This is a genomic window from Micromonospora sp. RTBAU3-60 (assembly GCF_054963695.1).
In genome coordinates, this window is record NZ_JBUEGB010000001.1 from 1 (window position 1) to 13,353 (window position 13,353).

General features: G+C 68.0%; 12 protein-coding genes. 1 reads left to right on the forward strand and 11 read right to left on the reverse strand.

The features are described from left to right. The 3 genes from ACY34I_RS00005 to ACY34I_RS00015 all read right to left on the reverse strand — a co-directional run. Nucleotides 1-796, reverse strand: a 796-nt coding sequence (locus ACY34I_RS00005; protein WP_462751145.1) for an ATP-binding cassette domain-containing protein, incomplete at its 3' end; no start/stop codon positions are given. Nucleotides 797-881: 85 nt separating this feature from the next. Further along, nucleotides 882-1,997: a BMP family lipoprotein gene (locus tag ACY34I_RS00010; protein WP_462751147.1), complete on the reverse strand. Its 1,116-nt coding sequence runs from the start codon at nt 1,995-1,997 to the stop codon at nt 882-884. 320 nt (nt 1,998-2,317) lie between these two features. After that, nucleotides 2,318-3,013 (reverse strand): GntR family transcriptional regulator, encoded by a 696-nt coding sequence (locus tag ACY34I_RS00015; protein ID WP_462751149.1) that lies wholly within the window; start codon nt 3,011-3,013, stop codon nt 2,318-2,320. Between the two features lie 483 nt (nt 3,014-3,496). On the opposite strand from ACY34I_RS00015, the gene ACY34I_RS00020 reads away from it, so the two are divergent. Further along, the gene (locus tag ACY34I_RS00020) at nt 3,497-4,708 is read left to right on the forward strand and encodes a low temperature requirement protein A (protein ID WP_462751151.1); all 1,212 of its coding nucleotides are present in this window, start codon (nt 3,497-3,499) and stop codon (nt 4,706-4,708) included. Between the two features lie 504 nt (nt 4,709-5,212). Here ACY34I_RS00020 and ACY34I_RS00025 read toward each other — a convergent pair. From ACY34I_RS00025 to ACY34I_RS00060, 8 genes are all read right to left on the reverse strand, one after another. Next, entirely contained in the window at nt 5,213-5,812 is a 600-nt protein-coding gene (locus ACY34I_RS00025; protein ID WP_462751153.1) for a DUF5317 family protein, read from the reverse strand. A gap of 139 nt (nt 5,813-5,951) precedes the next feature. After that, on the reverse strand, nt 5,952-6,185 hold the full coding sequence (locus ACY34I_RS00030) for a hypothetical protein (protein WP_462751155.1): 234 nt from the start codon (nt 6,183-6,185) through the stop codon (nt 5,952-5,954). A 302-nt stretch (nt 6,186-6,487) separates the two neighbouring features. Further along, a complete protein-coding gene (locus tag ACY34I_RS00035) occupies nt 6,488-6,970 on the reverse strand; it encodes a hypothetical protein (RefSeq protein WP_462751157.1) in 483 nt (160 codons plus the stop codon). Nucleotides 6,971-7,199: 229 nt separating this feature from the next. Then, on the reverse strand, nt 7,200-7,868 hold the full coding sequence (locus tag ACY34I_RS00040) for a YcnI family copper-binding membrane protein (protein ID WP_462751159.1): 669 nt from the start codon (nt 7,866-7,868) through the stop codon (nt 7,200-7,202). 127 nt (nt 7,869-7,995) lie between these two features. Further along, nucleotides 7,996-8,748, reverse strand: coding sequence for a hypothetical protein (locus tag ACY34I_RS00045; protein WP_462751161.1), 753 nt, complete (start codon nt 8,746-8,748; stop codon nt 7,996-7,998). Nucleotides 8,749-8,763: 15 nt separating this feature from the next. Beyond that, complete coding sequence (locus ACY34I_RS00050; protein ID WP_462751163.1) at nt 8,764-10,554, reverse strand: copper resistance CopC/CopD family protein; 1,791 nt, start codon at nt 10,552-10,554, stop codon at nt 8,764-8,766. Between the two features lie 5 nt (nt 10,555-10,559). Continuing rightward, on the reverse strand, nt 10,560-11,726 hold the full coding sequence (locus ACY34I_RS00055; RefSeq protein WP_462751165.1) for a branched-chain amino acid ABC transporter substrate-binding protein: 1,167 nt from the start codon (nt 11,724-11,726) through the stop codon (nt 10,560-10,562). Between the two features lie 85 nt (nt 11,727-11,811). After that, nucleotides 11,812-13,242: an LVIVD repeat-containing protein gene (locus ACY34I_RS00060; protein ID WP_462751167.1), complete on the reverse strand. Its 1,431-nt coding sequence runs from the start codon at nt 13,240-13,242 to the stop codon at nt 11,812-11,814. Between the last annotated feature and the right edge of the window lie 111 nt (nt 13,243-13,353).

The following is a 13,353-nucleotide window of genomic DNA, read 5'->3' on the forward strand; positions in this document are numbered from 1 at the left end:
GCTTAGGGCCGGCTGGCTGGCCGGCGTCCCGAGCGACGTCGAGACCGCGGATGGTGAGGACGGCGGGACCCGGCGTGCCGGCGGGAAGCGGCGGACGATCGGCCATTCGATCGCCGACCATCAGGGTCACCAGGTGGTCGGGGGTCGCCTCCGCGATGGTTCCCGAACCGCTCACCGCGCCTCGGCGCAGCACCGTGTACCGGTCCGCGACGCTGAAGACCTCCGACAGCTTGTGCGAGATCAGGATGACTGCGTGACCGGCGGCGGCAAGCCGCCGCATCAGGTTGGCGAGTTCGTCCCACTCGCCCGGGCTCAGCGCGGCGCTCGGCTCGTCGAAGATCAGGATCCGGGCGCCGCGGCACAGCAGCTTGACAATCTCCAGTCGCTGCCGCTCCCCCACCGACGCGTCGGCGACCAGCCGGTCGGGCGTGATCCGCAGGCCGGTTGCCGCCGCCACCTCCTGCGACCGGTGGCGTGCCTCGGTCAGACCGTTCCGCCACGGAACGGCGGCTGGTGCGATAGCGAGGTTCTCCAGCTCGGTCAGGGTCGGCACCAGCGTGAAGTGCTGGTGGACCATCCCGATTCCGGCCCGCAAGGCGTGCTCGGGCTTGCGGAAACGCACCGGCTTTCCGTCGAGTTCGATGCCACCCTCATCCGAGGTGTAGAGGCCGGTGACGATCCGCATGAGCGTTGTCTTGCCCGCACCGTTCTCGCCGAGGAGGGCGTGGATCTCACCCCAGGCGATGTCGAGGTCAACGGCGTCGTTGGCGACGAAGGAGCCGAACCTCTTGGTCACTCCGGTGAGCCGGAGAGCAGATGCTCCGGTGCCCGTGTCGCGGCGGACGGGGCCGGAATCGGAACGAGTCTTCATCGACGGCGGCCTAACGCTGCTCGAAGTGGTAGGCCGGCTTGGGAAGGAGAACACCCTTGTCTGCGACGATCTTGCCGTCGGTGATGTCCTTGGTGATCTTTTCGACGAGCGCCTTCTCCTCCGCCGTCCCCTTGCCTGGGCAGAACTCGAAACGCAGCGCGCCGGTGCCCAGGCCGTAGCTGATGGCGCCAGCCGGCAGCTTGCCAGCAGCGGCGTCGGAGACAGCGTTCTTCAGGATGTCGGACCAGCTCACTACGCCGGAGCCGATGATGTGGGGACTCGAGTCGCAGTGCAGGGCGAAGACGTCGTACACGTCGGCGGGGCTGGCGGAGCCACCGGCGGCCTGGTAGACGCCCCCGGAACCGCTGTCGAGGTCGGACAGGATCGAGTCGACTCCACTGGCCATCATGGCTTCGGCAGCCTGCTTGGCCTTGCCGACGTCGTTGTAGTCGCCGGTGTAGGTCTGCACGACCTTGGTGTTCGGATTTTCCAGCGCGGCGCCCTGAGCCATGCCGTAGTACCACGCGGTCGACGCGGGAACCTGGAGGCCGGCGATCATCCCGAGTTTCTTGGTCCGGGAATGGGCCGAGGCGACAGCCCCGACGACGATGGCGTTGTAGCCGACGGCGGCGCTGACCGAGGTCACGTTCTCGGCGTAGGCGTCGAGGTCGGCGGCCACCAGGATGAAGTGCACCTTGGGATACTTCGGCGCCACGACGGCGACGGCCTTGTTGAACGAGGCGCCGTCGGCGACCACGATCTGGTTCTTCGCGGCCAGCGACTCCAAGCCCTGGATCTGCTCCTGTGAGTTGGCGGCGTTGTCAACGATGGAGGACAGCTTGAGCTTCTTGTCAGCCTCGACCGCCGCGTTCACGCCGGCCAGGCCGAACTGGGTGAACCCGCCGTCGTTGCGGGGGGCCTGGGAGATGAAACCGATGTTCTTGGTCCCGTCGGCAGCCGCTGCGTCGCCCGAGGACCCGCAACCCGAGAGTGCGAGGGGTATGGCGGTTACGGCTGACACGATCGCGATCTTGGTACGCATGCGAAGCCCCTTCGTCGGCTGCTGCCCGTTCGGGTAACAGGGGGGTGAAACGGACCGGTTGAAAGACTGGTATGGCAGATGCAAGCGCGTTTACTGCGGGGGAGCGGTAACGTGAACCAGATACTGCTGATCTGACATACCAGTTGTCAAGAGGTTGATCCGACCCGAACTTCGGATGACGTGCCGCAGGTCAGGCGACCCAGCACCGGGACAGACACGGCAGCGGAGGCGAGGGCCAGCCAGGCCGGCACGACTGCGCGCACGCTCCTACCGGGCGCGATCAGCGGCTGTGGGTCGGCGCCGGGCTGGGCTCGCGTGCGAGGTGGCGCTGCGCGCTCCGCTCACGTCCGACGACGAGCCTCTCCTGGCCACGCCAGGGTCGGGCGCGGAAGGCGCCGGACCGGTCAGCGACCGAACTTCGCCGTGACCTCGTCCTGGAGTTCGAGGCGGCCCTGCTGCACGTGGGCGCGCATGGCCTGCTCCGCCGCATCGGCATCCCGCGCGCGGATGGCGTACACCACGGCGCGGTGCTCCGCGAGCGACCGCCGCATTCGCCCCTCTCGCCTGGTCACGATCGACGACAGCAGGCCGCGGTTCAGATGCTGGACCAGCAGCCGGTAATGGTCGCTCAACCGTTCGTTGCCGGCACCCTCGGTGATGAGTTCGTGCAACCGCGCGTCCATGGCGCTGTAGCCGTCGGTGTCGCCAGCCTCGACGCAGTCCTGCATCGACGCCATCACCTCGCCGATCCGCGCGATGAGTTCGTTGCTGGCGCGGTTCGCGCACAGGCGGGCGGTCATCCCCTCGACCGCCTCACGCACCTCGAAGAGATCGAGGATCTCGTGCCGGCTAAGACTCTTGACGAAAGTGCCACGGCGCCGCTCGATCGAGACAAATCCGGCGCCTTCGAGTTCCTTGAACGCCTCACGCACCGGCATCCGGCTGACCCCGAACCGCTCGGCGAGACGCGCCTCTGAGAGCTTCTCCCCCGGCGCGATGGCCCCGGACACGATCTCCTCACGAAGCCTCTGGACGATCACGTCCTTCTTCGAGACGTCGTTGTCGGTGACCCCAGCGGATGCCCTCTGCGCCGCCGACATAGCTCCCAAACTTCCTCTAGACCACTGCCCGAACTCCCCCTGAGCTTGATGCATGATAACCGCTTGCGGTGGCCGTGCCAGCACGGGCGGCGACGGTCCCACTGCCCGCCAGCTACCGGATCTTGCTGCACCGCGAGCAGGAAACCAGGCCGCCGCGCTCCCACAACCGCAGTTGGCAGCGCCCGCCACCAGCGGTAACATCCCTCGACACCTGTTCACAGCGTGTTTTCGGATCGTTGGTTGCTGGTTGGCAGCGTTTCACGCTGTCTTGTGCCCCGTATGTGCCCCAGGCGACTCGCTGGCCCAGGCAAACGATCATCTCGGCGACGAGGTTGACCGCGATCAGTGATTCGGGCATCTACGGTGTGGCCGGCTGCCACACTCTGTCCTGTGGTGAGTGAGGACGACGGGGCGTCCGATGGCAGGTCAGCGCGAGGGCCGCGCGGCGTTCGACCACTACGCGAGGGCGTCGGCGTAACCAGCGTGGAGCTCTTCTTCGATCTGGTGTTCGTCCTCGCGTTCATCCAGGTCGTTGCGTTGATGGACGACACCTTCACCAGTCACGGCGTGCTGAACGGGATGCTTGCGCTGGCCCTGTTGTGGTCGACGTGGTCCATCTATGCCTGGTTGGGCAACAGCCTCCAAGCTCGGGTCGGGCTGATCCGGATCGCGCTGCTGTTTGTGACGGTGGTCGCCCTTGTGATGGCGGTGGCGGTCCGGCAGGCATTCACCGACCTCCCGGGGGCGGCTGTCTCCGGCCCGGTGGTGTTCGTCGCGTGCTTCATGGTCGTTCGGCTGGTTCATCTGGCGCTGCGCTGGTACGCCATTCCAGACACGGGGCCGCGCATCGTCCTGCTGATCGCCGCGCCACTGTTTGTCGCCTCCGTCCTTCTGTTCTCCGCCGCCGTCGTGCCGCAGCGACTGTTTCACGACCCGTGGCTGGTCAAGGCGAGCCAGACCGGGCTCTGGGTGCTCGCCATCGTCATCGACTATGGCCGCGCCCTGGCGATGCGGTCGTGGGGGTGGCACATCATCTCGGTCCGGCACTGGGCGGAGCGGCACGGCCTCATCGTGCTCGTCGCCCTTGGCGAGTCGCTCATAGCGGTTGGCCTGACCAGCAGCGGCGTGCCGATGACTGGGGGGCTCGTCGCGGCCCTCGTCTTCGCCATCGTTACCGCCGCCGCATTGGGCTGGACCTATTTCGACGTCGTCGCGATCGCCGCCGAGCGGACGCTGATCCAGAACCCCGTCCAGCGCCGGGTCGCCTACGCCCGCGACGCCTACAGCTATCTGCACCTGCCGATGATCGCCGGCATCATGCTGCTCGCCCTCGGACTGCACAAAGTGGTGACGATCATCAAAGACAACGAAATTCACCATTCGACCGCGCGACTGGAGAGCCTGGGCCTCTACGCGCTCTACGGTGGAGCAGCCCTGTTCCTGCTCGCCCACGTCGGCTTCCAACTGCGGATCACGCGCCTGCTCAGTCGGGTCATCTGGCCGCGATTAATTACCGTGGCGCTGCTGGTGGCGCTCATCCCGGCCGCCAGCCAGCTATCGGCGGTAGTAGCGCTCGGCCTGCTGGCGGCTGTCTGTGCCAGCCTGGTCAGCACGGAGGTCCTCGTCGCCGGCGGGCGGCGTAGAGAACTGCGCGAAGCTGCTCTAGCCGGGGGATTTCGGCCAGAGGGCCCCTAGATCGGGCCGGCGCCGCCCAACCGACTTGGGAATCGGATTTGATCTCCGGTACGAGCAGCCAAGCCCACGTCCGAAGCGATGACCCGCTGGCCGCGATCAACGGCATGATGTGCCGTCTCGCCCGGGGCGGGCCCGCCGTCAGCACGCCCGATGCGTGCCGAGCCTTCAAAGCCGTCTTCGGGCCATACATCGACTTCCTGCGCCCACGGTTCGGTGCGCGCAGGTCACCGTCCCCGATGACGCCAACTTCTACGGCTACACGCTGAAGACCTGCGGGCGCTCGCCGCACCGCAGACAGTAAAACCGAGCCGTTGTCCTGACAGACCGACTGCAAGGTAAACGCAGAGAAGCGCGCCGGCTGGGGCACCTGCCAGACTGTGCTCCAGCCGGCGAGGATCTGCTAGCTTCCCTCCGTCAGCGGTGCGCCCACGGTGTAGAGCAGCAGTGCCAGCGATGCGAGCGTGAACATCGCCAACACGACGCGGCGCCAGTTGATAGACAGAGTCATGATTCACCCCCCTCGGTCTGTGATGGAACAGGTAGTCCCCGCCGGCGGCGGCACATGGCCAGCACGACCACCGCGCAGGCGCCGCCGCCGATCAGGACATCGCCAGGGCTGATGACCTTGTGCAGCGGTGCGATCGGGATAGTGTCGCCGAGGAACGGTAACCGTGTGTCGGCGTCGGCAGGTTCGTTCTTGGGCGTCGCCAGGCCCGGACGCAGACCCACTGCGGCGGCCACGGCGGGTTCGTAAGGCATCCGACCATTGAGCGCGATGGCCAGACCGTTCGAAGCAGCGCCCAGCGCGATGAACACACCAGCGAAGCGGATCGCCACCGGCCAATGTCGGAGGTTGATAGCGAGCCACCCCAGCACGAGAGCGAACACGATCGCCAGCATGGACATGCCGACTCGCTGTTCGATGAAGCTCCGTACGCCCGTCACATAGTACTGCGCGGCCTGCACGAGTGCGGCCAGCCACACCAACCAGAGCGCTCCCAGCCGGATCGTGCCGAACCCGGACAGGCGGCCGCCCAGGAGATAGCCGATAGCGACACCAGCGGCCGGCGGCGCAACGAGCAAGACCAGACCGTGGATCGACAAGCTTCCTCCTCGCAGCATCCGCAACCCGGTTCGTTGCCGTCTTCCCTACGCTCCGCAGCGACCGCATTGACGATCTGCGGATCCGCCGGTGCGCGCCTCCCCACTCCTAACCCGAACGTGCAAGCCGCCACCCTTCTGGTCACCCAGGCGGGGACTCATGCAACGTTGAACGCTCCTCGTACCTCGCTTCGGCTTCTGGAGTGGGCACCCACGAGATGATCACAGCATCTACCCCGTCAGACGGCCCTTGGCCTGTGCCCAAGTTGATGTCCCATTCCTGTACCGACTCGCCGCTCTCGCTGATGCCGAGTATTTCGACCGGGGACCGGGGATCCTGCGAGGACAGCCACTCTTTCAGCTCGCCGACGTTCATGCCGTCATGCTAGGGAATGCGCGCCGCAGAGCCATGGAACCCTGCGCATGGGCGGTCATAGGTTGAAGCGGAACTAAGAGCCGCTAGCCCGCCACCAGCGAGAACAGCGCTCGACGCCTGTTCGCCCGGCGTCTGCGTCTGACATGGCTGCGGGCTGGTTGACGACGTTTGACAGTGTCTCGTGCCCCCCTGTGTGCCCCACGCGGCCGGTCCGTCTCCCGACGCCAGGGGTGCCAACCACATCCGTTGGCCGAGCACGCTAGCGCCCTGGGAGCCCCGAGCTCGTCCGCCAGGCGGCTGGCTCAGCTCGGTGTCGTCTTTGGCGTCGTTACAGTAGCTTCCGGCGATTCGGCGGCCCTCGTCAATTTCCGAAGGTCGCAGTCGTCCCATATCTCTTCCGCGAAGCTGTACAAGTATTCCAATCTGGAGACCGGCCTGACCTGTGCCACGTCAATCTTGTTCCATGCGCGTTCGGTGCCGTCCGCATAGACGAACGTCAACTGAACGTCGCTGACGCCCGGCGTACGCTCATTTTCCTTTGACGACGTCTGGTTCAGCGACCAGACGCCCTGTCCGGAAACCAGCTTGGTCTTGTCGCCGTCCTTCTCGCGTAGTTCGGCGGCGATGAAACTACCGTCGGCGTTGAGCTTGATCGTGCCCGCGCCCGGTCCGCTCCACGTGCCAGCAACGTCCGCCATTGTGATGTCCTCGGTGCCGTGACTACCGCATTCGGCGGCGGTCTCGCCCAAGGAGCACGCCAGCATCGAGGGCGCGATCAGAACCATCGCCAACACAGCAGCGCATCGCCTATTCACTGACACACTCGCACATCACCTGGCGTCCGCACACCGCCAAAGTCGCACATCCGGCCGCACGCTCGGCGTCGCGCGGTCCACAGGTTCGCCCTCGCCCGGGCTTCGCCTGGGTTGCCGCGCATCCGCTGGTCCCTTCGACGACCTTGCCCGGGCGCTACACCTTCGCGATGGCCGTACTTCACGACGTGACCGTTGTGGGTTATCGCGCCCGGCGCGACCGCACGGCGATCGCCGCGCCCAGGAGGCTGATCACCAGCGAGGCCACGGACAGCCCGAGCGCCCACCAGACCCCCGCAACCGACTGGGTCGCAGGCGCGCTGCCCACGGCCAGGGCCGCCTGCCCGGTGCCTGTCGCCGTGGGCGATGCCGCGGGCACGAGCCGGAGCACTGGTGCGGGCCGCTCCGGCTCGTCGGCACCGGGGGCTGCCTCCTGGATCCAGCGCACGACCTCGCCGTCGCTGTAGTGCTGGAGCGTCTTGAATACCAGTTGATCGGTCGCGGGCAGCGGTCCGCCGCTCACGGAGAACTCGTCGTACTCACCCGGTTTGATCGCCGACTGCGGGTCCGCCGCAGTCCAGGTGACCTTGTCGATGACCTCGCTGATCTGCGCGCCGTGCGCCTCGATCGGCGTGGCCAGCTTCTTCTTCGTGATCTCGTACGACCAGCCCGGGTGTGGCTTCATCGAGACCGAGGCCAGCGGGAAGTCGGCCGGGAACTGCACCTCGATCTTGGTGGTGCTCGCGTCGTCGCTCTCGGTGGGAACGCGGAACGTCAGGGCTGCATAGCCGCCCTGGGTGGCAGTGCCCGGGTTTACCGTCACATGCGCGAACGCCGCCGTCGGTATGACGCCGACCAGGCAGGCCGCCACGCCTACGGTTACCAGGCTACGTACGGCTCGGCGAAGCAGGTGCATTCTCCAGTTTCCATTCATCGAGAATCATCATTCGAACAAGCGAGCTGCAGCCGCCATACGCACTACGGCACAGATACTCGCGCTAGCCGAGGCGGGCCAGCGTGGTCTTCAGCAACGCCTTGACCTTCTCGTCGGAGTCGGCGCGCTTGCCCACGGCCTTGATCTGGGCGTAGCCGACATAGAGGATGGCGTTCTCCTTGTGCACCACGACGGTGACCAGATCGTCGTAGGTGTCCGGGTTCACCTCCGGGGGCGAGGTGTGTACGAGGTGCTGGGCGAACCCTTTCCACCCGTTGATCTCGATCGACCGGCTGCCGACCTTGTAGTCGCCCACCACGGACGGCGGCCCGCCGAGCACGCTGAACGTCGCCGGGCACTTGGTGGCCTCGGCCGCCACGGTGTTCATCGTGCCGTCGACGAGCGAGGCGCTCTGGAAGACCACCGCACCCTGCGTGACTACCGGTAGTGACGACGGTCCCACGATCTGCGGCGCGACGATGATCCGTCCGGTCGGATTCCCACCCACCGGCTCGACCGCTGGCTCCACATTGACCTCGACGTCCTCGGAACGCTGGACGTACGGGCAGGTCGGGATGCTGTTCGGGGGCGTGTAGACGACGTGCGAGGAGTGGCCCTCGTCCTTGATCTCGGTCGCGCCTTCGCCCAGGTCACTGGGGCTGACGAGGCCGAACCGAATGGAGTCCACGGTGTAGGGCGGCTTGGTCAAGGGTTCCGGACTCCCGCTGGAGCAGCCGGCCAGGACGCCGAGGGCGAGCAAGCCGGCGGCGAACGGGGTCCATCTGCTCCGGGACCCCTTCCGGTCAGCGCCTCGCATGTGTCACCAAACCTTTCAGCGTGCCGTGAACTGGACGCGCACGGGTGTCTCGTCGAAATCGGAGACTCGGATGTCCAGCCGCAGCACCCACACCCCGGGGAAGGGGATGGACATCGAGTTCGCCACGTAGTGGCCGGGTTCGGCCGCGGTGACGGTGATGGGCAGTGCCGGGACCTCGCGGTCGGGTGATTCGAGCTGACCGGAGATCTCGGGTACCGCGACCAGCGAGCCGTCCGGGCCGGTGAGGTAGATGTCGGCCACGTTGCTGCCCGACCTCGCCGGCTCGATCTTCACCTCGACCGAGCTGTCCCGCAGCCCGGCGGCCGAGCCGGCCGCGGCGGCGGGAATGGGGACGGTGGTGTGCACCGGCGGCGCGTAGCTGGTGCGGGCCGGGGCGGTGTTGACGAGGACGGCCGTGATCGACACGACCGCGACCCCGAGCAGGATCTCGCCCACGACCGAGCGGCGCAGCCAGCGCACCGCGGCGGCGGGGGCGGCGTCGAGGCCGAGGGGTTCGCGGCCGCGCCGCCGCACGAACCGCCGCGCTCCGGCGGCGAGACCTACCACGGCGAGGACGACGGCGAGCTTGCCGAGAAGCAGCCGCCCGAAGTCGGTCGCGCCGAGCGCGGCCCACGTCCCCACCTGCCGCCAGGACAGGTAGACGCCGGTCGCCGCGATCACCGCGAAGCAGACCTGCGCGAGCCGGGAGAACCTGGGCAGCGCGGGCTCCAGGGTGATGACCTTGCTGGTCTCCCGCCTCCCGGTCGGGATGAGTACGCAGGTCGCGAGCGTGATCAGGCCGCCCAGCCACAGGGCCATGGCGAGTAGGTGCAGGCTGGTCGCCGGCACGGCCAGCCAGGTCTGCACGCCGGTCTGCGCGTGATCCGCCAACGCCCAGGTCAGCGTCAGGGCGACAGCGCCGACCGCGACGACTGCGGGCAGGACGATCCGGCGGGTGGCGCCGGCGCCGGCCGTCGCGGCCGTGGCAGAGGGAGAGTTGGGGCGTACGGCGATCCCGAAGGCCACGCCGAGGGCGAGCACGATCACCAGCCGCGCCAGCAGCGCGTGGCCCAACCGGGTGGACAGCGCCGCGCCGAGCAGGTCCGGGTCGAACACTCCGGCCAGCGACGTGCCGGCGGCGTACGGCCCCTGTACGAGCAGGACCACCACGGTGCCGGCGGTCAGCACGCCGAACCCTGACCACACGATGCGCCGGCCGCGGCGGTCGGTGCGGCCAGCCGGCCAGAGCACGGCCACGAACAGCGCGCCACCGAGGGCGAGGGCCACACCGAGAAAGGCCAGGGCGCGGCCGACCGCGTCGACGACGAGGACGGCATGGTCGGCGTCCTGCTCCACCGGAGCGGCCGTAGCGCTCGGGTGGCCGATGCTGAAGCTGAACGCACCCGACACCACGTGCGAGTCCGCGGATGTGACCCGCCAGGCCAGGACGTAGGTTCCCTCCGTCAGATCCGTGGGCAGGCTGACCCGCGCCGTGTTGGCCTTCCCGTCCAGGTGACCGGGGGTGCCGATCGCCAGCTTCTTCGCGTTCGTGTCGAGCAGCTGGATCGACCGCTCGTTGAAGCTGATCGCGTCGTCGAAGCGAAGCCGGACCTCCGCCGGGGGCGAGGCCAGCACCTCGCCGTCGACCGGCGAGGTCTCCAGCAGGTAGGCGTGGGCGTACGCCGGATGTGTGGTCGCGGTGGACGCGAGGTCCGTGACCAGGCCGCCGGTCGCGAGGAGGACGACCACCGCCAGCCGCGTGACCAGCCGGGCCCAGCGATGGCGTGCGGGGTGCATCTGCGTCATCCGACCTAGTCCGTACGCAGCTTGCTGGCCAGGATGAGCTTGCCGCCCCTCACCTGGGCGATGATGTAGTTGTCGTACGTCAGGGAGTGATCGACGGCGAAGCGGAGCGTTCCGGTGAAGGTGGTGAAGTTCTCGAGCCGCGGGAGGTTGTCGACGACCTTTGGGGGTGCCGTGTCCCCCGCCTGGCGCACCGCCTGCGCCAGCGCGCGGAGCGCGTCGTAGGCCTGCATGGCGTCGCGGCCCGGGTCCCGCCGGTAGCGGTCCTTGAAGCGGGCAGCCCAAGCCGCCGCTGCGGGGAGAAGCCGTGGGCCCGCGGCCATGGCGAGGTATGCGTCCTCGGCCGCCGCGCCGGCCGCCTGCAGAAACTCGGGGCTGTCCGACTCAGCGGAGGCCATGAAATGGCCGGCGTAGCCGTCCTGACGTAGTGCGCTCACCAGTCGTCCACCTGGTTCCGCGGCCCCCGCCCAGTAGACGAAGTCCGCCTTGGCAGCGGTCACGGTGCTGGCAAGCTTCGCGAGATCAGGAGCGTTCGCTTCGGCGCTCTGCCTGCTCACCGTCAGGCCGTCTGCCTTGACCCGGTCGGTCACCAGGCCGGACAGCCGCTGTGCGGCCGGCGAGCCGTCATCGAACACCGCCACCCGCTGCGGGCTCCGGTAGCCCATCCAGTGCACCGCGGCCAGCGCCTCCTGATAGACCGTCCCCTCCATCGGGAACACCGACGGCACCCCGGCCTCGATCAGCCGGTCGGCGCGGGCGGAGGAGACCAGGAATGGCGTGCCAGCCGGGGCCACGGCGTTCGCCGCCGCCACCGCCGCGTCCTCACACAGCCCGCCGACCACCCCCACGACCTTCTTGGCGGCCAGCCTGGTTGCCCCCTGCTCGCCGGTCGCCGGCGCGCAGCCGCCGTCCTCGACGGCCAACTTCACCCGCCGCCCCAGCACACCGCCCTGATCGTTGATCTCAGCGGCGGCCAACTGCGCCCCGTCGACGAGGTCCTGCCCACGCTCAGCCAGGTCGCCTGACAGCGGGGCCAGCACCCCGAACGTGATCTCGCCCCGCGGCCTCGGGGCGCCCCCGCCCTCGTCAGAGGCAGAGCACGCGGCGAGCAGACCGCTCACCACCAGCGCGGTCGCGCCCAGCGCGGCCACGCGCACGGCACCTCTGCGTCGCACCGTTCTACCTCCATGTCCGTCACCACCGAAAGCCGGCCCGGGCGCAGCGGTCGCCGCGCTCGGGCCGGTGCTTTCGCTCAGACGGTTACTTGTCGCACGAGTTCCAACAGATCTTGTCGTCCGGCGCGCCGGCCAGCTTGCCGTCGAACCGCAGGACGTCGACGCCCCGGTTGTAGTCCGCGACGTAGACCAGCCCGTTGTGCCAGTAGACGGCCGACGCCGAACCGCCGGTCACGCCCTGGCCCGACGGCACGCGGAAATAGCCGACCTGGGTCGGGTTCCTCGGATCCGACACGTCGAGGAAGCGAGTGCCCTGCCCGTACCACCCCTGCGCCACGATGTTGCCGTTCACCGTGAACCAGTGCGCGGAGCAGCTCCCCGTGGTGGCCGACCCTTCCTTGCCCCACGGCGACCAGTGGCTGAGCAGTTCCAGCCGGAATGGGTTCTCGGGCGTGGAACGCCAGCTCTCGCCGTCGTAGCTGCCCTTCAACGAGGCGATCTTGAACTCACCCGCCTGCGCGCAGGACGTGACGTTCTCGTTGGTGATGTAGAGCAGCTCGCCCTTGTCGAAGGAGCCGACCTTCTCGGTGGGGTGATAGGCGTTGTGGTCGAAGAAGTCGTAGAAGGCGGTGCCCGCCGGGTTGATGGGAGTGACGGTCCCGCCCGCGTACGGCACCGGGTCGTACGCCGTCGCGACGCGGTTGCGCTTCTGCACCGGGTCGTAGTGGTTGCCCTCGGTCCAGTAGCCGCGTACGCCACCCTCACCGGAGACCCAGGCGATGCCGTCCTTGTCGACGTCGACGCTGTGCACGTAGTCGGTGACCCCGTCGAGCCGATCGAGATCGACCGCCCGGTCGAAGGTGTACGGGTGCTTGATGTCGTGGATGTCGGTCACCCGCACCGGGACGCCGTTCCAGGAGGGGTCGTGACCTGGCGTCCCCGTGTTGGCCGGACCGACCGACCACAGGTACTTGCAGTCGTTGATGCAGGTGGACGTGTGCCCGGCCGGAATCGGGTGGAAGGTGACGATCTCCGGCTTCCACGGATTCTTGACATCGACGATGTAGACGCCGGACTGACCGGTCTTGACGGTGCCGCCGAAGCCGCGCGGGTCCCGAATGAGGAAGACCAGCTTGCGCTTCGGGTCGACGGTCATGTTCTCGCCTTCCCAGAACCTGTCCTGGGTGTCCCCCGGCAGGCGCAGCTCGGCCGCCGTGATCTTCGAGACCAAGGCCGGGTGCTGGGGGTCCTCCAGCGACCAGACGGCGAGGCCGCCGGTGCCGTTGGCGAACATGAAGTCGTAGCCGTACTTGTCGTACTTGATGAAGTTCAGCGCCGAGTAGCCGCTGACTCCCCTGACGTTGTCGATGAACGTGACGTTCTTTGCGACGGCGGTCGTCGGCACGTTGTGGATGTCGTCGAGGACCGCGCCGCCATGGGCGGAGTTGTCCGACGGGCTCGATCCTGGCGGCTCGGCGGCGGATGCCGCGCCAGCTCCACCCAGCTGCACTGCCACAGCCGTCGCCAGAGCGACGGCACCCGCCACGAGGGGTTTCGTTTTCACCACGTTTCTCCCTTTGGCATTTCTCCCTTGGCGACCCTCAGCGCAGCTTGGGCACCGCGCGGC